Annotated in this window: 23 protein-coding genes and 1 pseudogene; 9 read left to right on the top strand and 15 right to left on the bottom strand. The window is 62.8% G+C overall.

Going from position 1 to position 22,849, the window contains the following annotated elements; genetic code table 11:
* Nucleotides 1–229: 229 nt before the first annotated feature.
* Genes OU993_RS05555 through OU993_RS05545 form a run of 3 tightly spaced genes read right to left on the bottom strand, consistent with a single transcriptional unit; the run spans nucleotide 230 to nucleotide 3,066 of the window.
* Complete coding sequence (locus tag OU993_RS05555) at nucleotides 230–1,513, bottom strand: TRAP transporter large permease (protein ID WP_268155260.1); 1,284 nt, start codon at nucleotides 1,511–1,513, stop codon at nucleotides 230–232.
* Nucleotides 1,514–1,528: 15 nt separating this feature from the next.
* Nucleotides 1,529–1,984, bottom strand: a complete 456-nt coding sequence (locus tag OU993_RS05550) for a TRAP transporter small permease (RefSeq protein ID WP_268155259.1) — start codon at nucleotides 1,982–1,984, stop codon at nucleotides 1,529–1,531.
* A 50-nt stretch (nucleotides 1,985–2,034) separates the two neighbouring features.
* Nucleotides 2,035–3,066 (bottom strand): TRAP transporter substrate-binding protein, encoded by a 1,032-nt coding sequence (locus OU993_RS05545; protein ID WP_268155258.1) that lies wholly within the window; start codon nucleotides 3,064–3,066, stop codon nucleotides 2,035–2,037.
* A 349-nt stretch (nucleotides 3,067–3,415) separates the two neighbouring features.
* On the opposite strand from OU993_RS05545, the gene OU993_RS05540 reads away from it, so the two are divergent.
* Complete coding sequence (locus OU993_RS05540; RefSeq protein ID WP_215568687.1) at nucleotides 3,416–3,964, top strand: glyoxalase superfamily protein; 549 nt, start codon at nucleotides 3,416–3,418, stop codon at nucleotides 3,962–3,964.
* Between the two features lie 3 nt (nucleotides 3,965–3,967).
* Here the strand turns inward: OU993_RS05540 and OU993_RS05535 are convergent, their stop codons facing one another.
* Nucleotides 3,968–4,768 carry a hypothetical protein gene (locus OU993_RS05535; protein WP_268155257.1) on the bottom strand — a complete coding sequence of 267 codons (801 nt, stop codon included), beginning with the start codon at nucleotides 4,766–4,768 and terminating at the stop codon, nucleotides 3,968–3,970.
* Nucleotides 4,765–6,102, bottom strand: a complete 1,338-nt coding sequence (locus tag OU993_RS05530; RefSeq protein WP_268155256.1) for a hypothetical protein — start codon at nucleotides 6,100–6,102, stop codon at nucleotides 4,765–4,767. Before OU993_RS05530 ends, OU993_RS05535 begins: the two co-directional genes overlap by 4 nt.
* A gap of 128 nt (nucleotides 6,103–6,230) precedes the next feature.
* On the opposite strand from OU993_RS05530, the gene OU993_RS05525 reads away from it, so the two are divergent.
* Nucleotides 6,231–6,755, top strand: coding sequence for an AAA family ATPase (locus OU993_RS05525; RefSeq protein ID WP_268155255.1), 525 nt, complete (start codon nucleotides 6,231–6,233; stop codon nucleotides 6,753–6,755).
* Here OU993_RS05525 and ubiB read toward each other — a convergent pair.
* Together ubiB and ubiE are read right to left on the bottom strand one after the other, a co-directional pair.
* Nucleotides 6,743–8,317 carry a 2-polyprenylphenol 6-hydroxylase gene (gene ubiB / locus OU993_RS05520; protein WP_268155254.1) on the bottom strand — a complete coding sequence of 525 codons (1,575 nt, stop codon included), beginning with the start codon at nucleotides 8,315–8,317 and terminating at the stop codon, nucleotides 6,743–6,745. The genes OU993_RS05525 and ubiB overlap by 13 nt on opposite strands.
* 38 nt (nucleotides 8,318–8,355) lie before the next feature.
* Nucleotides 8,356–9,132, bottom strand: coding sequence for a bifunctional demethylmenaquinone methyltransferase/2-methoxy-6-polyprenyl-1,4-benzoquinol methylase UbiE (gene ubiE / locus OU993_RS05515; protein WP_268155253.1), 777 nt, complete (start codon nucleotides 9,130–9,132; stop codon nucleotides 8,356–8,358).
* Nucleotides 9,133–9,276: 144 nt separating this feature from the next.
* On the opposite strand from ubiE, the gene mutM reads away from it, so the two are divergent.
* From mutM to OU993_RS05495, 4 genes are all read left to right on the top strand, one after another.
* Nucleotides 9,277–10,167: a bifunctional DNA-formamidopyrimidine glycosylase/DNA-(apurinic or apyrimidinic site) lyase gene (gene mutM / locus OU993_RS05510; RefSeq protein WP_268155252.1), complete on the top strand. Its 891-nt coding sequence runs from the start codon at nucleotides 9,277–9,279 to the stop codon at nucleotides 10,165–10,167.
* Nucleotides 10,168–10,374: 207 nt separating this feature from the next.
* On the top strand, nucleotides 10,375–10,641 hold the full coding sequence (rpsT, locus tag OU993_RS05505; protein ID WP_268155251.1) for a 30S ribosomal protein S20: 267 nt from the start codon (nucleotides 10,375–10,377) through the stop codon (nucleotides 10,639–10,641).
* Nucleotides 10,642–11,477: 836 nt separating this feature from the next.
* Entirely contained in the window at nucleotides 11,478–13,061 is a 1,584-nt protein-coding gene (gene dnaA, locus OU993_RS05500; protein ID WP_268155250.1) for a chromosomal replication initiator protein DnaA, read from the top strand.
* A gap of 29 nt (nucleotides 13,062–13,090) precedes the next feature.
* Nucleotides 13,091–13,684 (top strand): class I SAM-dependent methyltransferase, encoded by a 594-nt coding sequence (locus OU993_RS05495; protein ID WP_268155249.1) that lies wholly within the window; start codon nucleotides 13,091–13,093, stop codon nucleotides 13,682–13,684.
* Here OU993_RS05495 and gcvA read toward each other — a convergent pair.
* Nucleotides 13,681–14,571 carry a transcriptional regulator GcvA gene (gene gcvA / locus OU993_RS05490; protein ID WP_268155248.1) on the bottom strand — a complete coding sequence of 297 codons (891 nt, stop codon included), beginning with the start codon at nucleotides 14,569–14,571 and terminating at the stop codon, nucleotides 13,681–13,683. The two genes, OU993_RS05495 and gcvA, sit on opposite strands and share 4 nt — an antisense overlap.
* 214 nt (nucleotides 14,572–14,785) lie before the next feature.
* On the opposite strand from gcvA, the gene OU993_RS05485 reads away from it, so the two are divergent.
* Complete coding sequence (locus tag OU993_RS05485; protein ID WP_268155247.1) at nucleotides 14,786–15,727, top strand: DMT family transporter; 942 nt, start codon at nucleotides 14,786–14,788, stop codon at nucleotides 15,725–15,727.
* A 10-nt stretch (nucleotides 15,728–15,737) separates the two neighbouring features.
* Here OU993_RS05485 and OU993_RS05480 read toward each other — a convergent pair whose 3' ends face one another.
* The 5 genes and pseudogenes from OU993_RS05480 to rph form a co-directional block, all read right to left on the bottom strand.
* Complete coding sequence (locus tag OU993_RS05480) at nucleotides 15,738–16,478, bottom strand: class I SAM-dependent methyltransferase (protein WP_268155245.1); 741 nt, start codon at nucleotides 16,476–16,478, stop codon at nucleotides 15,738–15,740.
* Nucleotides 16,479–16,548: 70 nt separating this feature from the next.
* Entirely contained in the window at nucleotides 16,549–17,727 is a 1,179-nt protein-coding gene (hemW, locus tag OU993_RS05475; RefSeq protein ID WP_442792874.1) for a radical SAM family heme chaperone HemW, read from the bottom strand.
* Between the two features lie 3 nt (nucleotides 17,728–17,730).
* A pseudogene (rdgB, locus tag OU993_RS05470) lies at nucleotides 17,731–18,376 on the bottom strand (RdgB/HAM1 family non-canonical purine NTP pyrophosphatase).
* A 13-nt stretch (nucleotides 18,377–18,389) separates the two neighbouring features.
* Nucleotides 18,390–18,794 carry a VOC family protein gene (locus tag OU993_RS05465; RefSeq protein WP_268155243.1) on the bottom strand — a complete coding sequence of 135 codons (405 nt, stop codon included), beginning with the start codon at nucleotides 18,792–18,794 and terminating at the stop codon, nucleotides 18,390–18,392.
* Between the two features lie 11 nt (nucleotides 18,795–18,805).
* A complete protein-coding gene (gene rph / locus OU993_RS05460; protein ID WP_268155241.1) occupies nucleotides 18,806–19,522 on the bottom strand; it encodes a ribonuclease PH in 717 nt (238 codons plus the stop codon).
* A gap of 175 nt (nucleotides 19,523–19,697) precedes the next feature.
* Here rph and hrcA point away from each other — a divergent pair, with 175 nt between their 5' ends.
* The gene (gene hrcA, locus OU993_RS05455) at nucleotides 19,698–20,786 is read left to right on the top strand and encodes a heat-inducible transcriptional repressor HrcA (RefSeq protein ID WP_268155239.1); all 1,089 of its coding nucleotides are present in this window, start codon (nucleotides 19,698–19,700) and stop codon (nucleotides 20,784–20,786) included.
* A 90-nt stretch (nucleotides 20,787–20,876) separates the two neighbouring features.
* Complete coding sequence (grpE, locus tag OU993_RS05450) at nucleotides 20,877–21,512, top strand: nucleotide exchange factor GrpE (protein ID WP_268155237.1); 636 nt, start codon at nucleotides 20,877–20,879, stop codon at nucleotides 21,510–21,512.
* Nucleotides 21,513–21,593: 81 nt separating this feature from the next.
* Here grpE and ptsN read toward each other — a convergent pair whose 3' ends face one another.
* Nucleotides 21,594–22,058 (bottom strand): PTS IIA-like nitrogen regulatory protein PtsN, encoded by a 465-nt coding sequence (gene ptsN / locus OU993_RS05445; protein ID WP_165215923.1) that lies wholly within the window; start codon nucleotides 22,056–22,058, stop codon nucleotides 21,594–21,596.
* Between the two features lie 64 nt (nucleotides 22,059–22,122).
* Complete coding sequence (hpf, locus tag OU993_RS05440; protein WP_268155236.1) at nucleotides 22,123–22,695, bottom strand: ribosome hibernation-promoting factor, HPF/YfiA family; 573 nt, start codon at nucleotides 22,693–22,695, stop codon at nucleotides 22,123–22,125.
* Nucleotides 22,696–22,849: the final 154 nt, after the last annotated feature.

The raw sequence follows: 22,849 nt of genomic DNA, 5'->3' as shown, positions 1-22,849 counted from the left end.
TCGGGCAAGACGGTGACCGTCGCCCCCCTCACCCCGCCTCCGCTTTGCTCGGCGGACCTCTCCCCGAGGGGAGAGGGGAACCGCGACGCCGCAGCCTCCCCTTCTCCCCGCGGGGAGAAGGTGCCCGAAGGGCGGATGAGGGGACTTCAGCGGTCGCCTAGAACCTTGCCCCATATCGTGCCCCGGACCCTAAGCGCCTGACGCACAACATGCAATCGCCGGATGGCACTCACATTTGCGAGGGAATGAAGAGCGCAAGCATGGGCACGAAGATGAGGAGCAGGATTCGCAGGAAGTCGACCGCCACGAAGGGCACGAGGCCGGAGAAGATGGTGGCCAGCCGCACATCCTTGACCACCGAACGCAGCACGAAGGCGTTCATGCCGACGGGCGGGGTGATGTAGCTGATCTCGGTCACCACCACCACGAAGATGCCGAACCAGATGAGATCGAAGCCGGCGCCCGCCACCACCGGATAGAAGATCGGCACGGTGAGCGTGATCATCGACAGGCTCTCGAAAAGGCAGCCGAGCACCAGATAGATGGCGAGGATGACGAAGATGATCGCAAGCGGGCTCTGAAAGCCGGACAGCGCGCCCTGCAGGTCGGCGGCCATGCCGGACAGGTTAACGTAATTGGTGAAGGTCAGCGCGCCGAACAGGATGAAGAACATCATCGCCGTGTTCTTCGCCGTTTCGTAAAGTGTGCGGAAGGTCTCTTCCAGTTTGAAGCGGCCCTTGAGAATGGTGAGGAGCATGGCACCGGCAGCCCCCATGCCGGCGGATTCGGTCGCGGTGAAGACGCCGAGATAGATGCCGCCCATCACGAAGGTGAAGAGAAGCAAAGCGCCGCTCACCCCGCGCGTCGCCTTCAGCCGGTCCTTCAGCGGCAGCTTCTCTTCGGTCGGCAAGTCGAGCCCGCGCAGCCTGACCGAAATGACGACGGCGGCCGCATAACCGGCAATGCCGATAAGGCCCGGAACGATGCCGGCGAGGAACAGCTTGCCGATGTCCTGCTGCGCCATGATGCCGTAGAAGACCAGGATGACGGAGGGCGGAATGAGAATGCCGAGCGTGCCGCCGGCGGCGATCGAGGCGGTCGAGAGACTGTCCGGATAGCGATAACGGCGCATCGAGGGCAGCGCGATCTTCGCCATGGTTGCGGCTGTTGCCAGCGACGAGCCGCAGACGGAGGAAAAGCCGCCGCAGGCGAGGATGGTGGCAATCGCAAGCCCCCCCTTGCGGTGGCGAAGCCAGGCATGCGCGGCCTTGTAGAGATCATCCGCCACGCCGGATTGCACGACGAAATTGCCCATCATCAGGAAGAGCGGCAGCACCGAGAGCGAATATTCCCGCCCATTGTCGAAGAAGGTCTGGCCGAGCAGGGAAAAAGCCGGCGCCATGCCGATGATCGACATGGTGCCGATCACGCCGACCAGCGCCATGGCAAAGGCGATCGGCATGCCGGAAAACATCAGGGCCAGGAAGAGAAGGCATCCGATCGGCCAGCTCATGCGTCAACTTTCGGGTCAGGAACGGGAAAAGGCGTGCCGCAGCGTGATCAGACCCGCAACCAGCGTGGTTGCGGAGCAGAGATAGGCAAAGGGCGCGACGGGAAGCCTGAGGCTGACGGTCGTTTCGCCATAACTTGCCAGATCGTGGCCATAGGCGAAGAGCCGCCAGGCAACGACGGCGAGCACGATGGCCGACAACAGGCGAATGACAGCGCGACGGATGGGCTGGAGGAAGGCCGGCAGATGATCCGTGACGAGATCGACCGTCACGTGATCCTCGTCCAGACAGACGGCCGGCAGACCAATGAAGATGGTCGAGACCAGCAGCAGCGCCGTCAGTTCGGTCGCCCCCTGCAGCGGGCTGTTGAACAGGTAACGCCCCACCACGTCGATGAGCGTCACGAACATCATGGCAAACAGCATCAGCCCGCAGATCAGCGAGAGCAAACGGTGGGTCAGCCTGTAACCCACCGGTGAAGCGTCGCCTCCCGCCGGTTGCCCGGAGGGCTTTGCCGCACCGCTCATTGGCCCTTGGCCGCCTTGGCGATCTCGCCCTTCATGAAGGAGAGCGCGGCCTGTACGTCGACGCCCGTCGAGGCGGTCTCGGCCAGCTTGGCATCAACGATCGGCTTCAATGCGGTCTCGATCGCCTTCACCTGGTCCGGCGTTGCGGAGACCAGCTTGATCTTGCCGTCCATCGCCGCCTTGCCGGCGCCGTCGGCCTTGTCCCAGGCCTTGCCGGCCAGCCGTGCCAGGGCTTCGCCGGACACGCTGTCGATCGCCTTTTTGTCGGCCTCGGACAGCGCTTTCCACTTCGCCTCGTTCATCACCACGTAGAAGGAGGTGTTGTAGAGGCCGCCCGGCACCACGAGCGCGGTATCCAGCATCGGGATCAGCTTGAAGAAGGCCACCGATTCGAACGGGAAAGTAATGCCGTCCGCGACGCCGCTCGAGAGGATTTCATAGGTCTTGGAGGAGGGGCCTTCCACCGGCACGCCGCCCATCGCCTTGACGAGATCGGCCACGATGCCGCCGCCGACACGCAGCTTGGCGCCCTTCACCGGTTCGGCGCCGGTGACATCGCGGCCCTTCATGAAGATCTGGCCGGGGCCGTGGGTGAAGACGCCCAGAACATGCACCTTGTCATATTCGCCGGCCTTGCGCAGGTCCTTGTCGAAGACACGCCAGTAACCGACCGAGACCGATTCCGCCGTATCGCCGAGGAAGGGGATTTCGGCAATGTTCGTCGTCTTGAAGCGGCCCGGATTGTAGCCCTGAACGCCATAGGTGATATCAGCCACACCATTGACCGCGAAGTCGAAATGCGCGGCCGGCGGCCCGAGCGGCGCCTGCATGATGTTGATCGTCACGCGGCCTTCGGTCGCCTTCTTCACCGCCTCCGCATAGGGCTGCATCACGTCGGTGACGAGCGGATGGGTCGGCGGCAGCCAGTTGGCCATGTTGAGGGTGGTTTCGGCCACGGCGGCGGTGGCGCCAAAGAGGGCGCAGGACGCGGTCAGGGCAAGGGCGGCGATGGTACGGGATAGACGCATTGGCTCACTGGCTCCGTTGTTCGGTTCAGCTGTTCCCGGGCTTCTTTGTTGAAGCCTCAAATTTTTTCCTGATGCTGCGCAGTTGAACCGAAAAGGGCAGAAACTGCAAGCGGTCTTTGACGTCGCAAGCGCAGGAAATTTGCCCGTGCAATCGCGTTGCATCGTGCTGAAAGCATGGCTAAGCTTTGGCCATGGCCGGACGCGGCCTGCCGCCCGTGGCACTCTTCCGAGTGTTTGGTGAACGCGTCCACGAAACCTTCGCCTCACGCATCGAGCATGCGTCTTCCGAGCGACGAAAGGATCAGCAATACGGGCACTGATGACGGCGTTCGTCCGGGGAGAAAACGACATGCGCGACTTTCGTGACGCCAAGACCATGGCCAAGGCCCTCCGGGCCGGGCTTGAGGAGCAGGGTCTTTCCATCAGCCATTCGCGAGCGCTTGAACTGGTGGCTGGCCAGTTCGGTTACGACGACTGGAATGTCCTGTCGGCCAAGATTGCCGAGGTGGCAGAGACCAAACCGGAGCCTGTGCTGCTGCAGCCCGGCATTCCCGTTATCCGCATCTTTGCCGTCGACATGGCACTGGAATTCTACCGCGACTTTTTGGGGTTCCGCCTGGACTGGGAATACCGCCACGGGCCGGATTTTCCGGTCTATATGCAGGTGTCGCGCAGCGGCATGATGCTGCATCTCAGCGAACATGCAGGCGATGCCTCGCCGGGCGCCAAGGTTTTCGTGCCGGTGTCCGGTGTGCAGGCTTTCCACCGCGAACTGGCGGAAAGAGGCTGCCGTTTCACGCGGCCGGCACTTCAGCAGATGCCATGGGGGCTGGACATGACGGTGACGGACCCGTTCAGTAACCGCATCGTCTTCTGCGAACGCGAGATCAAGGGGTAAGGCCTATTTCTTGCGGGCCACCGGCTGCGGCGGGGCCACGGGAGTGACGAGTTTGAACTCCTTCAGCTCCGCCTCCGTCAGGTAATAGAGCCGGTCCGGGGGCGTTTCCAGCGCGTGGAACCAGAGGCCCGCGCCGATCCCCATCTCCTGCAGGTGGCGGGCAACACGCGCCGTCGTCGCCTGGGCGCTCGACATGGCCTCTTCCGGCGAAGGCCGCTCGCGGCTGCCGTTGAACACCTGGTGGACGCCGATGACGGCGTCCTTTTCCGCCTCGCGTGTCAACCCGCCCGCCATGACGATCGGGCAGGAGGAGGCGCACAGCGCGCCGGTCGACACGCGGGTCGTCAGCTTCTTCTCGCGGATGAGGGTGGAGATTGTCAGCGCATCATCGACCGCGCCGCCCGGCGAGTTCAGCCAAACCGTCTTCACATATTCGCCGCGCGTCTCGATTTCCTGCCGGAAGCGGGCCGCGGCGCCGGGATCGATAGCACCTTCCGCTAGAAGGATCCCGCCCGGTTGCAACTCGAAGCGGATCGGCTGGCGCAGGCGTTCGGCGGGTGTCGTCGGCTCGACGGGGGGCGCGTGCGGCTTGCCATCGGTCAGCGCCGGCGGCAGCACCGGCTGGTCCGTCTGCAGCGGATCATGGCCCGGCAAGGCCGCCTCCATGGACAATTCCCGAATGTCGATCACCACGAACAGGGCAGCCGTTGCCAGCAGGCCATAAAAGGCGCCGCGCATGATGACGCTGTCATCGGCGCGGGCAAAGGCCTGCCAGGCTTTCGAGGCGGCTGCGGCAGGGTTCATGCGCCCGGCCCCTTGCGCGGCAGTTTGCTGATCTCAAGGCTGGTCACCTTGCCTTCGTCCTCGCTCTCGGGCGCGATATGCTCCGGCCTCCCGGCTGGCTCGGCCTGTCGTTCCTCCACCTGGCGAACGGCCTCGTGCAGATCGACGCCCCGTGCGCTGAGCGCCCGCTGGACCTCGAGCGCCTCCAGAAGCTCGGCGGCGGTAATCCGTTCTGCAAAGGGCATGCGGCTTTCCTGCCGGCGGATCGCGCCATGTACGGTCGCCAGGATGAAGACGAGCACGGCGGGCAAAAGGTCGATGGAGATGGCCCCTGCCCAGGCGGGAATGAAATCGCTGGCATAGCGCAGGACGGCCTCGGCCGAGGAGAGCGGCACGAAACGGCGTTCGGCGACGGGCGGACGGTTGAGAATGGTGTCCGCCGCATCGGCCAGCACCTTGGACTGGGCGGCCACCGAGGTGCGGATCGTCTCCATCACCTGGTCCTGCCGATTGGCAAGGTCCGCCTGCCGGCCATCGGCGACCGGTGCAATGAAACCGAGCGACAGATCATCTGCGGCGCGGCGGATCGACGGCGCAATCGAGGTCTGGTTGAGCGAGGTGATCACGCCGGTCAGCGCCACCACTTCGGAGGAGAACTGGTCGGCGCGTGGGGCAACGGCGCCCGGCGCCGAGACGAGCGTGCGCATGGTTTCCAGCCGCTTCTGCCCCTGGCCGAACAGGGTCGCCACCTGCTCACGCGAGGCGACGATGCCGGCCTCGAGCTCCTTCAGCTGGGCCGACATCTGGCTGAGCAGCTGCACGACGCTGCCGGCACCCGTGGTGCCCGTCAGCGCGCCGGACTGGCGCTCCGCGTCCGCCAGCTGCGCAAACCGCTCGGAGGCGCGCTGGATATCGGGAAGCAGGCTTTGCGCGGCGAGCGCATTCTGGTGCGCCTGGTCGAGGTCGGCGGTGTAGCCTTCCACGGTTTCGGCCAGGTGCTGTTCAAGCGCCGCCGAGCCGGCAAGCGCTGCCGCGTTCAGCCAGCTCGACATGGCAATGATCATGGCGCAGCCGAGCGCCATGACGCCGATCATCGCGCCGCGGGCGGACGGGCCCGTCACATGCGGAAAAAACCGCGCCATGTAGGACCAGAAGGCGTAGATCGCGACCGAGACGGAGCCGGAATAGATGATGGCGGCGAAAAAGACGGCGGTCGGCGAGCCGTCGAGAAGGCTGCGTACCCCGAGATACGTGTAGACGCCGGAGGCCAGCGCCAGAACGGCAAGCGCAAAACGTGTCATGGTTTCGACGGCGGCCACTCCGTCGTGAAGCCGATGTGATGCGCCCAGCGCCATTCATGCTCTCCTCATGAAATGAGGCTTAACAAACCATGAAGAAGGGGGCGAAATGAAGGCCCCACCCCGCCACCTGGCGGATCTATCGCTCAACACGGTAAACGCGTACGCTGCGGGACGGAGATGACATGGCTTCCGAAAATCGATTGCAACGCATCCTCATCATCGGCAATGGCGGCGCGGGCAAGACCTGGTTGTCGCGGATGCTGGGCGAGAGGCTTGGCCTTCCGGTCACCCATCTGGACGACATCCGCTGGCAGCCGGGGCATTACGGCATCGCGCGCGACAATGCGGAGGTCATCGAGGATACACGACGGTTGTCGGAGGCTGATCGCTGGCTGATGGAGGGCGTCTACGGCTGGCTGGCAAACATTCTCCTGCCGCGCACGGATCTGCTGGTCTGGCTGGACGTGCCGGAAGCCGAGTGCCTCGACAATATCAAGATACGAGGCAATCAGGGCGGCGCCACGGATGAATCCTTCGCCGAGCTTCTGGACTGGGTAGCCGGCTATCGAACGAGGGGAGGGTCCAGCTGCCACCAAATGCATCTGGACCTCTATGAGGGCTTCCCAGGGCACAAGCACCGCCTGCCGGACCGCACGAGCATCGGCGTTTTTCTGGCTCAGATGACGGCTGCCGATCAGCTTACCTGAACGGCGATATAAATCAGGGTCGCGGCGATCACCCAGAGTGCCGCACGGCCCCAGCGGCTGTGTTTTGCCTCGGCCTTGCCGATGGCTTCGGCCGTCTCACCGTCGAAGCGCACGCCATGTTCGGTCATATGCAACAGCTGCTGGTGGAATTTTTCAGTCTTGGCGGCGATTTCCGGGGCGGCTTCCGCCAGCTTCACGGCCGCCTTCAGGCCATCGCGCAGATCCGTTACAATGCGTTTGGGGCCGAGATTGTCGCGGATCCAGCCGCCGACGACCGGTTCTGCCGCGCGCCACATGTTGAAGCGCGGATCGAGCATGCGCGAGACACCCTCCACCACCACCATGGTCTTCTGCAGCATGATGAGTTCCGGCCGGGTCTGCATCTCGAAGAGGTCCGTCACCTCGAACAGCAGCGCCAGCAGGCGGGCCATGGAAATGGTTTCCGCCGGCTGGCCATGGATCGGCTCGCCGATCGCGCGGATCGCCTGGGCGAAACTTGCGACGTCGTGGTGCGAGGGCACGTAGCCCGCCTCGAAATGCACCTCCGCCACACGCAGGTAATCGCGGGTGATGAAACCGTAGAGGATTTCGGCGAGGAAACGCCGTTCCTTTTTGCCGAGCCGGCCGACGATACCCATGTCGACGGCAACGATGATGCCGTCCGGATCGACGAACAGGTTGCCGGGATGCATGTCCGCGTGGAAAAAGCCGTCGCGCAGCGTATGGCGCAGGAAGGACTGGATCAGCGTTTCGGCAAGCTTCTCAAGGTCGAAACCGGCGGCGCGCAGGCCCTCGATGTTCGACATCTTGATGCCGTCGATCCATTCCATGGTGATAACATCGCGGCCGGTGCGCTCCCAATCTACCTGGGGCACCCGGAAGCCGGGGTCGTTCTTGGTGTTCTCGCCAATTTCGGAAAGCGCTGCCGCCTCAAGGCGCAGGTCCATTTCCAGCTTTGTGGTCTGTTCCAGCGTGCGCGTGACTTCCACGGGCCTCAGGCGCCGCGTGGACGGCAAAAGCCGCTCCTGCATGCGGGCAATGAGGTACATGCTTTCGATGTCATGGGCGAAACGTTGGCGCACGCCTGGGCGCACGACCTTGACCGCCACCTTGCGCTCGCCCTCGGCCGTGGCGACGGCGGCGGGATGTACCTGCGCGATCGACGCGGCCGCGATCGGCTCGTCGAAACGGGAATAAAGGTCGCTGATCGGCCGGCCGAGCGACAGTTCGATCGCAGCCTTTGCCGTATCCGTCGGGAAAAAGGCCATGCGGTCCTGCAGCATGGACAGATCGAGCGCCCAATCGACCCCCACCACATCCGGACGCGTGGCGAGAAACTGGCCGATCTTCACATAGGACGGGCCGAGCCGGTCGACGGCATTGGTCAGCCGGACGCTGCGGCTTTCCTGGATCGAGGCCGGGCGGGTAAAAATCTGCGCGATCGACTTGCCGAGCCCGACGATGGGCGGAAGGCCCTGCGTCGGCAGGGCGACCACGACGCCTTCGCGCACCAGCACCCAGCCCACCCGGGCAAGCCGAAAATAGGCACCGATGGTGCTCATGCCGAAACCCTCATTCCGCCAGCGGTCCTATCCATGCGTCAGAGTTTCCAGCCGGAATGCAGCGCGGCAATGCCGCCGGTGAAATTCGTATAGGTGACACGCGAAAAACCGGCGGTGCGGATCATCTTGGCAAAATCCTCCTGGTTGGGAAATTTGCGGATGGATTCCACCAGGTACTGGTAGGGTTCGGCGTCACCGGTGATCATCTTGCCGAACTGCGGAATGGCCCGGAACGACCACTCGTCGTAGAAACGATCGAGCAGCGGCATCTCCACCTCGGAAAATTCGAGAACGAGAATGCGCCCGCCGCGCTTCAGCACGCGAAACGCTTCCGACAGCGCCACATCGATGCGCGGCACGTTGCGAATGCCAAAGGCGATCGTATAGGCATCAAACGTGCCGTTCTCGAAGGGCAGTTCCTCGGCATTGGCTTCGACGAAAGTGAGGTTTTCGGAGAGCTTGCGCTTGGCGGCGCGTTCCGCACCCACGTCCAGCATCGACCCGTTGATGTCGAGCACGGTTGCCTGTGCCTGCCGACCGGAAGCTTCGACGATCCGAAATGCGATGTCGCCGGTGCCGCCCGCCACATCCAGCACCTTGAAGGACGGGTCCCTGCGGGGATTGAGGCTCGCCACCATCGCATCCTTCCAGACGCGGTGCATGCCAGCCGACATCACGTCATTCATGATGTCGTAGCGTTTGGCCACCTTGTGGAAGACCTCGTTGACGAGACCCTGCTTTTCGCCCTGGCCCACTTCGCGGAAGCCATAGGAGGTTTCCATTCCACCGTCAGCAGAGGTCCGGCTGTCAGCCATGCGATCCTATCCTCATCGTGTCGTCGACGTTTGCCGACCATAGCGAAGCCGGTCGGGCGATACTATCTCTTGTCGTGCTTGCGGCACTATGGCGCTGGTCTATAGAGGCAGACCGCCATGTTGGAAACAGGAACTTAGGAACTCATGCCCGAATTGCCAGAGGTGGAGACCGTTCGTCGCGGTCTGGCCCCGACCATGGAACAGGCGCGTGTGGAGCGGCTGGAGACGCGCCGCCCGGATCTGCGCTTTCCTTTGCCCGAACAGTTCTCAGAGCGGGTATCCGGCCGCACCATCATCGGGCTCGGGCGTCGGGCGAAATATCTGCTGATCGACCTCGATGACGGCATGAGCATCATTGCCCATCTCGGCATGTCCGGTTCCTTCCGCATCGAGGAGGCCGGTCCGGCTGCGGTGCCCGGCGATTTTCACCATCCGCGCTCGAAGGACGAGAAACACGACCACGTGCTGTTTCACCTGACAAGAGGCGAGCAGTCGCTCCGGGTCATTTACAATGATCCGCGCCGTTTTGGTTTCATGCATCTGTGGGCGCGCAGCGAACTGGACCTTTACCCGGCCTTTGCCGGACTGGGGCCGGAACCAACAGGCAATCTTCTCGATGCCGAGTATCTGGCCGCCCGTTTCCGCGATCGCATCCAGCCCCTGAAGGGCATGCTGCTCGACCAGACGGTGATCGCCGGCCTTGGCAACATCTATGTCTGCGAGGCGCTGTGGCGCTCGGGCCTGTCGCCCACACGCAAGGCCGGCACGCTGGTGACGAAGGCGGGAAAACCGAAGCCGGAACTACTCGCGCTGACGGTCGCCATCCGCGAGGTGATAGCCGATGCGATTGCGGCCGGCGGCTCCTCTTTGCGCGACCATATCCAGACGGACGGCTCGCTCGGTTATTTCCAGCACAGCTTTTCCGTCTATGACCGCGAGGCGGAACCCTGCCGGCGGGAAGGCTGCGGCGGCATCGTCAGCCGGCTCGTCCAGTCGGGACGCTCCACCTTCTTCTGCCAAACCTGCCAGAAATGAATCGCAAATCAGCGGCTTGGGGCGGTTACTTTGCCACAAGCGTGAAAATGCGCGTTGACTGGAACCGGTTATGGGGGTATATCGCCGCCCACAGTTGGGAAAGCCTTCGACGGCTTCCTCTATTGCTCCCGAATTGCTGGAAGACAGGTCGCATGGACCCGGCGCGGCGACGGCGGAGTTTTGGTTCGAATTCGTAGAGAGGCATACATGGCCAATACAACTTCGGCGAAAAAGGCGACCCGCAAGATCGCACGCCGCACCGACATCAACAAGGCGCGCCGCTCGCGCGTTCGTACCTTCATCCGCAAGGTTGAAGAAGCCATCGCATCGGGCGACGTAGCCCAGGCTGCCGAAGCGCTGCGCGCGGCTCAGCCGGAAATCCAGCGTGCTGCCACCAAGGGCGTGATGCACAGCAACACGGCGTCCCGTAAGGTGTCCCGCCTGGCGGCCCGCGTGAAGGCCCTGACGGCTTAATTTCGTCATAAACGACTGTCATGAATTCAGCCCGGTCCCTGACCGGGCTTTTCGTGATTCTTACCCGTGAGAAATTGCGGTGACGCCTCTTTGACATTGCGATGACACAGGCGTGACAATAAAAATAATTTAAAATCAATTGCTTGCGGGAGGATGCTCGCAATTGAACAGGTTTGTGGCAGCCGCTGGAGCGGCCCATGTGAGTCAAGCGAATTTTATTTTTTGCCCCTTCACAATGGTCGCCACACAGGCCGAAATTTGAATCTCTTTGATTCGACTGAGATTCTCTGGGGAGAGGGTGCTCCCGAGTCAAATTAGGGTCTCAGAGTCAACGCCGGGCCAATGGTTTTGCCGAAAATTCATCGTTGATCTCGCCTCCCGATCCTGCCTTAATAAGCTCCAGCAAGGGCGCGGGGAACTCCCCCGGAAGGCATGGTTGCAGACTGGATCTCCAGCGGTATCCGCCTGATCGTTCTTGCCACGGGTCAAGGTAACTTCCCGTTTTCTTCTTGTAACTTGGGGTTGTTCGCCGGTTCCTTCACAGGATTCGGGAGCTGTCTTTTTGTGTCAGGCACAGGGCGTTGTGCCGAAGGAAGGGAGACCGAGACAAGGCCGGCGGCGCCATCGCGAGGGGGTGTGACCGGATCGGATGCACGGGGAGCATCCAGGCGGCCGAAAATGGCCGTCACTATCCCACAGGTGATGTGGGATCAAAGAAACAAAGGCGGCGGCGGCATGTTCGGGCGAGGCGAACAGGTTGACCTGCCTTAAAGAGCAAGACTACCCGGCGGGCGGATGCACGTTCCGGCGGGCAACGATTGAGAAGGCGGCACAGAATGCAGATGAATACGGTTTCGGCCCGGACGCTGGAGAGTGGGAACCAGGCGCCCGAGGCACGCGGTTCAGTATGCTCCCAGTTGGCAGGAGAGAATTCTGAAATGAAGCATAATGCCCTGTTTGAGCGCTTCAGCGCACGCTTGAAGGCTCAGGTAGGTCCGGAAGTGTATGCAAGCTGGTTTGCACGTCTCAAGCTGCATTCCGTTTCCAAGAGCGTTGTGCGTCTCACGGTGCCGACGACTTTTCTGAAGTCCTGGATCAACAACCGGTACCTGGACCTCATCACCACCATTTTCCAGGCGGAAGATTCCGAAATCCTGAAGGTCGAGATCCTGGTGCGCACCGCAAGCCGCGCTGCGGCTGCCCGTCCGGCTGTCGAAGAGCGCGCAGCGCCGGCCGCCGAAATTGCGCCGGCCCAGGCACCGCGGCGTTCCGGCATGCGGGAGATCGGCCAGATCGCGACCTTCCCGACGACGGCTCCGGCGGCTCAGCCGACGCATTCGGCCCGTCCGTCGTCTTCCGGCGGTCCGCTGTTCGGTTCGCCGCTCGACAGCCGCTACACCTTCGAGACCTTCGTGGAAGGCCCCTCGAACCGCGTGGCGCTTGCTGCTGCCAAGACGATTGCCGAAGCCGGCGCCAGCGCCGTGCGCTTCAACCCGCTCTTCGTCCATGCGGGCGTTGGTCTCGGCAAGACGCATCTGCTGCAGGCGATCGCCAATGCCGCCGTCAACAGCGACCGCAATCCGCGCGTCGTCTACCTGACCGCCGAATATTTCATGTGGCGGTTTGCAACAGCGATCCGCGACAATGACGCGCTGACGCTGAAGGAGTCGCTGCGCAACATCGACCTCCTGATCATCGACGACATGCAGTTCCTGCAGGGCAAGATGATCCAGAACGAGTTCTGCCATCTCCTGAACATGCTGCTCGACAGCGCCAAGCAGGTGGTGGTTGCCGCCGACCGTGCGCCCTGGGAGCTGGAATCGCTTGATCCGCGTGTCCGTTCGCGTCTGCAGGGCGGTGTGGCGATCGAGGTGGAGACACCGGATTACGAAATGCGTTTCGAGATGCTGAAGCGTCGCCTGGACATGGCGCGCCAGGACGATCCGGCTCTCGATATTCCGGACCAGATCCTAGACCACGTCGCCCGCAATGTCGCCAATTCCGGCCGCGAACTGGAAGGCGCCTTCAACCAGCTGATCTTCCGCCGTTCGTTTGAGCCGGAACTGTCGATCGAGCGGGTGGACGAGCTTCTGGCGCATCTGGTGGGTGCGGGCGAAGCCAAGCGCGTGCGCATCGAAGACATCCAGCGCATCGTCGCGCGTCACTACAACGTGTCGCGCCAGGAGCTGGTGTCGAACCGCCGCACCCGCGTCATCGTCAAGCCGCGCCAGATCGCCATGTATCTGTCGAAAACGCTGACGCCGCGCTCCTTCCCGGAAATCGGCCGTCGTTTCGGTGGCCGTGACCACACGACCGTGCTGCATGCCGTGCGCAAGATCGAGGAGCTGATCTCGGGTGATACCAAGCTCAGCCACGAGATCGAGCTGCTCAAGCGTCTGATCAACGAAAACAACGCCTGAACGGCTGCGGGATCGCAAGAAGGGGCGGGATGACCGAAACAACCGGAACAACCGCCGCCTTCTATGCCGATCAGGCAGCGACCTATGCCGCAGATACCGGAGTCTATCCGGCCTCTCCCAACCTGCAGCGCTTCGCCGCCCGCCTTGCTGCGGGCGCGCGCATCCTTGAACTCGGCTGCGGCAGCGGGCGCGAGAGCGCCTGGATGCTGGCGCAGGGCCTTGACGTGCATCCGACGGATGGCATCGCCGAAATGGCGACGGAAGCATCCGCGCGCCTCGGCATTCCCGTCTCTGTTCTGCCCTTCGACCAGATCGAGGCGGTGACGGCCTATGACGGCGTCTGGGCCAATGCCTGCCTGCTGCATGTGCCGCGGGCGGACCTTCCCGGCATTCTCCAACGCATCCGGCGGGCAATGACGCCGGGCGGTGTGTTTTATGCCAGCTACAAGGCCGGCAGCGGCGAAGGCACCGATCGGTTCGGCCGTTACTTCAACTATCCGGACGACGGTTTTCTGCGTACGGCTTACGGGCCGGGTTGGACGGAGCTTGTGATCGAGACGGCGGAAGGCTCGGGTTACGACCGTGTGCCGACACCCTGGCTGCATGTGTTTGCGCAGGCTTAAGAACGGTCAGCCTCTGCGCGAAGCCAGTCGCGGACGGTCTTGACAGAGGCCCGGTCCAGAGCGTCCGGCGGATAAACGAGATAATAGGCAAACCGGCTTGTAATGCTGCGCCGGAAGGGCGCGACAAGCCGTTTTTCCGCGAGATCCTTTGCCGCAAAACTTTCCCGGACGAGCGTGAAGCCAAGGCCTGCCCGCGCCATCTCGATCGCGCCATTGCTGTCTGGGGCAATCACCGGTCCGCGCCGCCAGTCCACATCAAGCGCGTTTTCCGCTTCCAGCCAGAGGCGCCAGTCGTTTCGGCCGGCATCATGGATCAGGGTTTCGCCTGCAAGACGTCCGGCACTGGGATCCGGGCCCAGACGGGTTGCACAGGCGGGACTTGCCACCACGATCAGATCGTCCTCGGCGAGTTTTTCGGAGATCAGCCCCGGATAGGCGCCGAGCCCATGGCGCACGGCAAGCGCCACGCCATCCAAGCGGAAATCGACGAGACGCGCCGTGGTGCCGAAGCGCAGGTCGATGGCCGGATGCGCGGCTTGAAAAGCCTCCAGCCGCGGCATCAGCCAATGGACGGCAAAACCCGTGGTGCAGCTCAGTGTCACGATGTCGGGCCGGGCATGCGCCCGCACCGTGTCGGTCGCCTGGCGGATCAGCCGGAAGGCGGACCGCAGCGTGGCGGCATAGTCCTGTCCGGCGGCCGTCAGTTCCAGACGGCGCGGATGCCGCTCGAAAAGCGCAAGGCCCAGATTGGCTTCCAGCTCACGCACCTGCAGGCTGATGGCGCCCGCCGTCACATGCAGCTCCTCGGCCGCACGCGTCATGCTGAGATGCCGCGCGGCCGCCTCGAAGGCGCGCAGCGAGGAGAGGGATGGAAGCGGTTCCGCCATGCTTTAGAAAAACTCGATGACAGGCTGAAATTTGCTCGTTTGATCCGCCCCGGAAGACGACTTAAGAGCATTTAAAGTGGCAATTCGCTGCCTGGTCAAGGCCTATGCGGGGAGCCGAATGAACGACTTTTCCTCGATCATGAAACGCGCAGGAAACGGGTGGCGTGATGGCGGGTGATGCCGCATCATGGCTGCCATACAAGGGGAGACATCAATGGCTACCAAGGAAATGGGTCTTGCCGAGTGGGGCATGCTGGGCGGATTGTCTCTGCTCTGGGGCGGGTCGTTTTTGTTCAACGGCATCCTGGTGCAAACCTGGCCGCCGCTGACGATCGTCACCGCCCGTGTTTTCCTGGCGGCCCTGTCATTGTGGACCTTCGTGCGCCTCTCCGGCCATGCCATTCCGCGCGGCCGGGAGGTCTGGCTTGCTTTTTTCGGCATGGGGCTGCTCAACAATGTCATTCCCTTCACGCTGATCGTCTGGGGCCAGACGCAGATTGCCAGCGGTCTTGCCGCCATTCTGAACGCCACGACGCCGCTGTTCGGCGTCATCGTCGCGCATGTGCTGACCACGGATGAGAAGCTGACGGTCAACCGGTTCGTCGGTGTGGTGATCGGGATTGCCGGCGTGGTCTGGATGATCGGTCCCTCCGTCTTCGGCCCGTCGCTTTCCGGCCATGCGGGCGGGGCTTTGTGGGGGGAACTCGCCGCGCTTTCGGCGGCGGTCTCTTATGCCTTTGCCGGCATTTTCGGCCGGCGGTTCCGCCGCATGGGACTTCAGCCCATCATGCCGGCGGCGGGCCAGGTCACCGCATCGGCGGTCCTGCTTCTGCCGGTGGCCCTGCTCGTCGATCGTCCCTGGACGCTGCCGGCGGGTGGTCTTGAGACCTGGGGTGCCCTGATCGGTCTCGCAATCTTGTCGACGGCGGTCGCCTACATCCTGTTCTTCCGCATCCTGGCGACGGCAGGCGCCACCAATCTGATGCTGGTGACGATCCTGATCCCGCCGAGCGCCATCCTGCTTGGTGCGCTGGTGCTGGGCGAGCAATTGGCGCTGCGCCACCTCGTGGGCCTCGCTCTGATCGCTTGCGGCCTTGCCGCCATCGACGGCCGGCTGTGGCGACGGATGTTTGCCCGAAGGACCCCCGCGGTCTGAAACGAAACGGTCAGGCTTCGGCGGAGAAGATCATTTCGCGGCTGGTGTGCCGATCGAACGGCGCACCGTCCCACCATCCGAAAACCGACTGAAGACGAAAGCCCGCCTCCATCAGCAGGTCGATGATCGTCTCCCTGTCGGCAAAGCGGAGCGTGCTCGGACTGATCCGTTGTTCACCGGTGTCCAGAAGCGTGTAGACCGCATCGAAGGTCACATGATCGCCCTTTGTCTCGCGCCACTGGTAGAAAACCTCGACCGGCCCGATGCCGGCGATGTCTTGCCGCTCGGTCGTCAGCTCGCGGGTCCAGGTCTTCCATTCCAGGGAGGCCGGATTGCGGCTTTCGAAGACCAGCCGGCCGCCGGCTACGAGGTGTTTCCGGATATTGCCGAGCGCGGCGAGCGCCGCCGCGTTATCCGGAAACACCTGAAAGACATGCGCCGTCATGATCGCGAGATCGAAGCGGTCGGTAAGATCAAAGTCATCGGCAAATGCCTTGACCCATTGCACCTTGCTCGCCTGCGGTTTGCCCCGGGCCACCGACAGCATTCCCTCTGCGGGATCGACACCGGTGACCCGGTGTCCCCTCTCAGCCAGTGGAATTGTGAGAAGCCCCGTGCCGCAGCCCACATCCAGGATCCGGCTCGGCGCCTTGGGCAGGGAGAGGTAGAAGGCGCCATCTTCACCGTGCCGGTTGAAGCTGTCGTAAAAGATGGCCATGTCCTCACGCGCAAACTGATCATCGACGATCATGGAGGACTCCTTCCTGCAAAGCCTGCTGACATCTTGAAGCTTGGCAATGACAGGACTGTGTCGAGGAGTTTTAACAGGCGAGATCCGCGACCACCGCGTCAAGGATCAGCATGCCCTTCGGTGTGCAGCGGAGTCTGGAATTGCCGATCCGTTCGATAAACCCGTGTTCCAGTAAAATCTGCTCGCGCTCCGGGTTCGGGTCGCGGCCGGACAGCTGCTGCCAGCGGGCGAGATCGACGCCCTCGCGCAGTCTGAGGCCCATCAAAAGCAGTTCGTCCGCCTGTTCCTCGCGGTCGAGGACCTCCTGATCCAGCATGCCGTGGCCTTGCCGTTCGACGAGATCAAGCCAGGCTTCGGGCTTGCGTTCGGTGGCGGTGGCAATCTTCAGGCTGCGCTGGCTGAGGCGCCCATGCGCGCCGGGGCCGATGCCGGCATAATCGCCGTAACGCCAGTAGGTGAGGTTGTGCCGACTTTCCGCACCGGGACGGGCATGGTTGGAGACCTCATAGGCCGGCATGCCGAACCCGCTGGTGATGTCCTGCGTCGCCTCGTAGAGCGCAGCCGATTGGTCGCCGTCCGGAACCACCAGCTTGCCGGCCTTGTGCAGCCCGAAGAAGGGCGTGCCCTCCTCGATGGTGAGCTGGTAGAGTGACAGGTGATCGACGGCGTAGGAGACGGCTTCGTTGAGCTCTCTCTCCCAGTCCTCCACAGTCTGGTTCGGCCGGGCATAGATGAGGTCGAAGCTCATGCGCGGAAAGATCTCGCGCGCCAGGCGAATGGCCTTCAGCGCATCCGCCACGTCATGCAGCCGACCGAGGAATTTCAGGTCGCGATCGTTGAGCGCCTGCACGCCGAGCGACACGCGGTTGACACCTGCGGCCCGGTAACCGCGAAAACGCTCCGCCTCGACGCTGGAAGGGTTTGCCTCCATCGTGACCTCGATGCCGGCCGGCACATGCCAGCGGGCGGCAATACCGTCGAGGATCGCTTCCACGGTGGCGGGCTCCATCAGCGAGGGCGTGCCGCCGCCCATAAAAATGCTGGTCACCGTCTTCGGGCCGGAAAGCGCCCGCATGGCGTCCATCTCCTTCAGGAAGGCGGCGGTGAACCGGGCCTGGTCCACCGGCTGGTGGCGCACATGGCTGTTGAAGTCACAATAGGGACACTTGGCCGCGCAGAAGGGCCAGTGCACGTAAAGACCGAAGCCCGGTTCGCCGGTGTCGGGCAGGAGAGGGGCATCGGTCAGCAAGGGTCAGGCTTCCAGGCAGGTTTCGACAAAAATCTTGAAGGCGCGGGCACGGTGCGAGAGAGCCTGCGGCTCGCCCGGTTTCCAGCCGTGTTTCTCCTCGGCGCTCATTTCGCCGAAGGTCGTCTCGTAGCCTTCCGGCTGGAAAATCGGATCGTAACCGAAGCCTTGGGTACCGCGCGGCGCCTCGGCAATCACGCCTTCCACCTCTCCGCGGAACATTTCCGTATGCCCGTCCGGCCAGGCAAGGCACAGCACGCTGACGAACCGGGCGGTACGCTGAGCCGGACTTGTCGCGCCGCGTTCGGCAAGCGCCTGCCCGACCTTATCCATCGCCATCACGAAATCTCGCGTTCCATCGGCGGTTTCCGCCCAGTTGGCGGTATAGACGCCGGGCGCGCCATCCAGCGCATCGATCACGAGGCCCGAATCGTCGGAGAGCGAAGGCAGGCCGGAGGCCTTGGCCGAGGCCAGCGCCTTGATCGCGGCGTTTTCCTCGAATGTCGTGCCGGTTTCCTCCGGCTCCTCGAAATTCAGCTCCGCCGCGGATTTGGCGGAAAAGCCGAAGGGGCCGATGAGATCGGCGGATTTCGCGGATCTTGCCGGCATTGTGGCTGGCAACGACGATGGTGCGGGTCTCAAGCTTGCGCATCGGTTGTTCCGTTTCAAGAGTTCCACAGGGAGCGTGGGGCAATTTCCAGGCTGTTGCCGGCCGGATCGCGGAAATAGAGCGAGCGCACGCCGCTCCGCCAGGTCACCTCCGATTCGATCGCAACACCGGCCGCCTCGATCCGCTGTGCCATGGCCTCCAGATCATCGGCGGTGACCGTGAAGCAGACATGGCCCGGCCCCCGTGCCCCATGCAGCGGCACGGGGAAGGGGTCGTTGTCGATCGGCGTTTCGGTCTCGTTCGGATTGAAGATCAAAAGCACGCCAGCACCACAGCGATAGAAGATATGCCGGTTGCCGCCGCGCCGGATCTTCTGAAGGCCCAGAACGTTGTCATAAAACGCCTCCGCCTTGTCGAGATCCTCGGCGTAAAGCGCCGTTTCCAGCACAGCTTCGATCACGGTTCTTCCTTTCAGGCGACTGCCTGCTTCTGCATCGCGACGAGTTCGGCCGTACCGGCAGCGGCGAGATCGAGCAGGGTCAGCAGTTCTTCGCGCGAAAACGGCTTGCCTTCCGCCGTTCCCTGCACTTCGACGATGCCGCCCGAACCGGTCATCACGAAGTTGGCGTCCGTTTCGGCGGCGGAATCTTCGAGATAATCGAGGTCGATCACCGGCTGGCCGGCAAAGATGCCGCAGGAAATCGCCGCCACATGATCCTTCAGCACGCGGTCCACCTTGACCATGTTGCGCGCTTCCATCCACTTCAGGCAGTCGTAAAGCGCGATCCACGCGCCGGTAATGGAGGCCGTGCGTGTGCCGCCATCCGCCTGGATGACGTCGCAATCGACGGTGATCTGGCGTTCGCCGAGCGCTTCGAGATCAACGACGGCGCGCAGCGAGCGGCCGATCAGGCGCTGGATTTCCTGGGTGCGGCCACCCTGCTTGCCGGCGGCAGCCTCGCGCTTCATCCGTTCGCCGGTGGCGCGTGGCAGCATGCCGTATTCGGCGGTCACCCAGCCCTTGCCGGAATTGCGCAGCCACGGCGGGGTTTTGTCCTCAAGGCTCGCCGTCACCAGAACATGCGTATCGCCGAACTTGACGAGACAGGACCCTTCGGCATGTTTGGAGACATTGCGCTCGAAGCTGACTTTGCGCATCTGGTCGGTTTTTCTGCCTGAGGGTCGCATCTCGTTCTCCTGACGGTTCGTGCTCCGCGTCTTAAGGCGCTGGCCGCGCTTTTGCAAAGGAAAAGCCGGTTTGCGGGCATGCAGTCCGGACTGCCGTTCGAATTCTCTTTTGCCAATGGCACTGCAGGCATTATATTCAGGGCAGGACAATCAATGATCGGATGAAATGCGTCAGATGGATCTTCATGCATCGGGGGGAAGGGACGGTGCTTCCGGGCTCGATGAGCGCTCGCGCGAGATCTTCCGCCGCATCGTCGAGAGCTATCTGGAAACGGGTGAGCCGCTCGGCTCGCGCAATCTCTCGCGCCTTTTGCCCATGTCGCTGTCGCCGGCCTCCGTGCGCAACGTGATGAGCGACCTGGAGGAGCTGGGGCTGATCTATGCGCCGCATATCAGTGCCGGCCGTCTGCCGACCCAGACGGGTCTGCGCTTTTTCGTTGATGCCTTCATGCAGGTGGGCGATCTGTCGCCCGAAGAGCGCACCACGATCGAGCGGCAGATCCGCGCCACCGATCGCGACCAGCCGATGGAAAACCTGATGACGGAGGCAAGCCGCATGTTGTCCGGCGTGTCGCGCGGTGCCGGTATCGTCATCACGGCCAAGAACGACCCCGTGCTCAAGCATGTCGAATTCATCCGGCTCGAGCCGACCAAGGCGCTCGCCATTCTGGTTGGTGAGCACAACCAGGTGGAAAACCGCATCATCGAGCTGCCGGCCGGCGTCACCTCCTCGCAGCTGACGGAAGCCGCGAATTTTCTCAACGCCCATCTGACTGGCCAGACCCTGCCGGAACTGCGCGGTCAGCTGAACACGCTGAAACAACAGGTGCAGAGCGAACTCGATACGCTCTCGCAGGATCTGGTCGAGCGCGGGCTGGCCGTCTGGGCGGGCGACAACGAGGACGGCAAGCCGGCGCGCCTCATCGTGCGCGGTCGTGCGAACCTTCTCGAGGGTCTTGCGGGCGCAGAAGACATCGACCGGCTGCGGCTTCTCTTCGATGATCTCGAAAAAAAGGACAGCCTGATCGAGATCCTGGAGCTTGCCGAAACCGGCCCGGGCGTGCGCATTTTCATCGGTTCGGAGAACAAGCTGTTCTCGCTCTCCGGTTCATCGCTGATCGTTGCACCCTATCGCGACGAGGAAGACCGCATCATCGGTGCCGTCGGTGTCATCGGCCCGACCCGCCTCAACTATTCCCGTATCGTGCCCATGGTGGATTATACGGCGCAGCTGCTGACCCGGCTGACGCGCAACCCGCTGTAGCGGGATTGCTTATCCTGCCGCCAAGCCTTGATTTTTTAGGCGCAAACCTCGATATCGGGCACAAATTCCAACCCCGTACCGGAGAACGTCATGACCGACGAGACGAAGAAAAACGGACCTGACGCGTCTGAAAACGAAAACGTCGCGGAAGCCGTCGCATCCAGGCTCGAAGAGGCTGCCACCGAAGGCACAGACCAGCAGACGCCGGACCCGCTGGAGGTTCTGCGCACGGAGAACGAACAATTGCGTGACCGTTTCCTGCGCCTGGCCGCCGAGATGGACAACCTGCGCCGCCGCACCGAGCGCGACGTCAAGGATGCCAAGTCCTATGCGGTGACCGCCTTTGCCCGCGACATGCTGGCCGTGTCGGACAATCTGCGCCGTGCGCTGGACAGTGTTCCGGCAGACGCGATGGAAAGCGGCGATGCGGGCCTGAAGGCACTGGTCGAAGGCGTCGACATGACCGAACGCGCCATGCTGTCTGCGCTCGAGCGTCACGGCGTGCGCAAGATGGAGGCCGAGGGCCAGAAGTTCGACCCGAACTTCCACCAGGCCATGTTCGAGGTTCCGAACCCGAACGTGCCGAACAATACCGTGGTGCAGGTGGTGCAGGCCGGTTACGTGATCGGCGAACGTGTGCTGCGTCCGGCCATGGTCGGTGTCGCCAAGGGCGGCCCGAAGGCGGAAGCCGCCGCCGAGGCGACGGCAGAGGCCGACAAGGGCTGACCTCCTCGACAGGATGACCAACAAAAAGGCCCGCCTTCGCCATGAAGGTGGGCCTTTATCTTTGATGGGATGCTTGGCCTGTCAGGCGGCGTTCGACGCCTGTTCCTCGTTGAGGAAGGCATAGATGGCGGATGCCGAATCGGTGGCACGCAGCTTTGCGACCAGTTCCTGATCGCGCAGAACGCGGGCAATCCGCGACAGCGCCTTCAGGTGGTCCGCTCCGGCACCTTCCGGGGCCAGAAGCAGGAAAACGAGATCCACCGGCTCGTCATCGAGCGCCTCGAAATCGACCGGCGTTTCCAGTCGTGCGAAGAGACCCTTGATCTCGCCGATGCTGCCGAGCTTGCCGTGGGGAATGGCAATGCCATGGCCCACGCCTGTCGAGCCGAGCCGCTCGCGCTGCAGAATGACGTCGAAGATCTCGCGCTCCGGCACGCCCGTCAGCTTGGCGGCCTTGGCTGCGAGTTCCTGCAATAACTGCTTTTTGGAATTCACCTTGAGAGCGGGGATTATTGCATCTTGCTGCAGCAGATCTGCCAACGCCATTCTTTCCATCCTTCTGCCTCCGTTGCGGAGGTATGGGAGCGCCCTTGGGCGCCCCCGTCAGGCTTTATCCTTTGATACTGGCGGCGTCGATCCAGCCAATATTGCCGTCGTTGCGGCGGTAGACAATGTTCAGCTGCTGTTCCGGGTTGCGGAAAAACAGAACCGGTTCATCGGTCATATCGAGGGCCATGACGGCGGATGCCACCGTCATCGTCTTCAGCGGCTTCGAGCTTTCGGCGACGATCGTCGGCGCGAAATCTTCCGGCACTTCTTCCGCCTCGTCCGGCACGCGATCCATCACCGTATAGGCGATTTCGGCATAACCGTTGGAGGTTGCGCCAGCATGGTGATCCCGCAGCTTGCGCTTGTAACGTCGCAGACGCTTCTCGATCCGCTCTGCGGCGGCATCGAAACTGACCTGCGGGTCGTTGGCTTCGCCTGCCGCATGCAGCACGATGCCGGTGTCGAGATGCACCTTGCAGTCCGTGGCAAACCGGGAACCGGATTTCTCAACGATCACCTGTCCCGAATAACCACCGTCGAAGTATTTTGTAACCGCCTCCCCGATATGGCCCTCGATTCGCGTTCTGAACGAATCGCCGATTTCCATATGCTTTCCGGATACACGCACACTCATGGAATTCTTTCCTTCTTGTCGTGACTTGCGTTTGTCAGTCTACGTCAAGCGGCTCACTCATCCAAGCGTCTCTCGAAAGACGAGGCCGTATTCAATGTCGAATGCCCTTTATCAGGCGTTATCGTCGGTGAGCCATTGTCTCATTTTGCCGGTG

Origin of the sequence: Rhizobium sp. SL86 (assembly GCF_026672545.1) — a bacterium.
In the GTDB taxonomy this organism is placed as follows: Bacteria; Pseudomonadota; Alphaproteobacteria; order Rhizobiales; family Rhizobiaceae; genus Neorhizobium.
The sequence above is the reverse complement of the archived record's forward strand: the minus strand, read 5'-3'. Positions and strand labels throughout refer to the sequence as shown.

What these genes read in the sequence shown, in the direction of transcription:
- OU993_RS05525 (WP_268155255.1), top strand. Translation starts at nt 6,231, where the DNA reads ATGGCTTCCGAAAATCGATTGCAACGCATCCTCATCATCGGCAATGGC.
- OU993_RS05540 (WP_215568687.1), top strand. Translation starts at nt 3,416, where the DNA reads ATGCGCGACTTTCGTGACGCCAAGACCATGGCCAAGGCCCTCCGGGCC.
- dnaA (WP_268155250.1), top strand. Translation starts at nt 11,478, where the DNA reads ATGCAGATGAATACGGTTTCGGCCCGGACGCTGGAGAGTGGGAACCAG.
- OU993_RS05485 (WP_268155247.1), top strand. Translation starts at nt 14,786, where the DNA reads ATGGCTACCAAGGAAATGGGTCTTGCCGAGTGGGGCATGCTGGGCGGA.
- OU993_RS05480 (WP_268155245.1), bottom strand. Translation starts at nt 16,478, where the DNA reads ATGATCGTCGATGATCAGTTTGCGCGTGAGGACATGGCCATCTTTTAC.
- ptsN (WP_165215923.1), bottom strand. Translation starts at nt 22,058, where the DNA reads ATGGCGTTGGCAGATCTGCTGCAGCAAGATGCAATAATCCCCGCTCTC.
- ubiB (WP_268155254.1), bottom strand. Translation starts at nt 8,317, where the DNA reads ATGAGCACCATCGGTGCCTATTTTCGGCTTGCCCGGGTGGGCTGGGTG.
- hrcA (WP_268155239.1), top strand. Translation starts at nt 19,698, where the DNA reads ATGGATCTTCATGCATCGGGGGGAAGGGACGGTGCTTCCGGGCTCGAT.
- OU993_RS05545 (WP_268155258.1), bottom strand. Translation starts at nt 3,066, where the DNA reads ATGCGTCTATCCCGTACCATCGCCGCCCTTGCCCTGACCGCGTCCTGC.
- ubiE (WP_268155253.1), bottom strand. Translation starts at nt 9,132, where the DNA reads ATGGCTGACAGCCGGACCTCTGCTGACGGTGGAATGGAAACCTCCTAT.
- hpf (WP_268155236.1), bottom strand. Translation starts at nt 22,695, where the DNA reads ATGAGTGTGCGTGTATCCGGAAAGCATATGGAAATCGGCGATTCGTTC.
- OU993_RS05555 (WP_268155260.1), bottom strand. Translation starts at nt 1,513, where the DNA reads ATGAGCTGGCCGATCGGATGCCTTCTCTTCCTGGCCCTGATGTTTTCC.
- grpE (WP_268155237.1), top strand. Translation starts at nt 20,877, where the DNA reads ATGACCGACGAGACGAAGAAAAACGGACCTGACGCGTCTGAAAACGAA.
- OU993_RS05530 (WP_268155256.1), bottom strand. Translation starts at nt 6,102, where the DNA reads ATGGCGCTGGGCGCATCACATCGGCTTCACGACGGAGTGGCCGCCGTC.
- OU993_RS05535 (WP_268155257.1), bottom strand. Translation starts at nt 4,768, where the DNA reads ATGAACCCTGCCGCAGCCGCCTCGAAAGCCTGGCAGGCCTTTGCCCGC.
- rph (WP_268155241.1), bottom strand. Translation starts at nt 19,522, where the DNA reads ATGCGACCCTCAGGCAGAAAAACCGACCAGATGCGCAAAGTCAGCTTC.
- gcvA (WP_268155248.1), bottom strand. Translation starts at nt 14,571, where the DNA reads ATGGCGGAACCGCTTCCATCCCTCTCCTCGCTGCGCGCCTTCGAGGCG.
- mutM (WP_268155252.1), top strand. Translation starts at nt 9,277, where the DNA reads ATGCCCGAATTGCCAGAGGTGGAGACCGTTCGTCGCGGTCTGGCCCCG.
- OU993_RS05495 (WP_268155249.1), top strand. Translation starts at nt 13,091, where the DNA reads ATGACCGAAACAACCGGAACAACCGCCGCCTTCTATGCCGATCAGGCA.
- rpsT (WP_268155251.1), top strand. Translation starts at nt 10,375, where the DNA reads ATGGCCAATACAACTTCGGCGAAAAAGGCGACCCGCAAGATCGCACGC.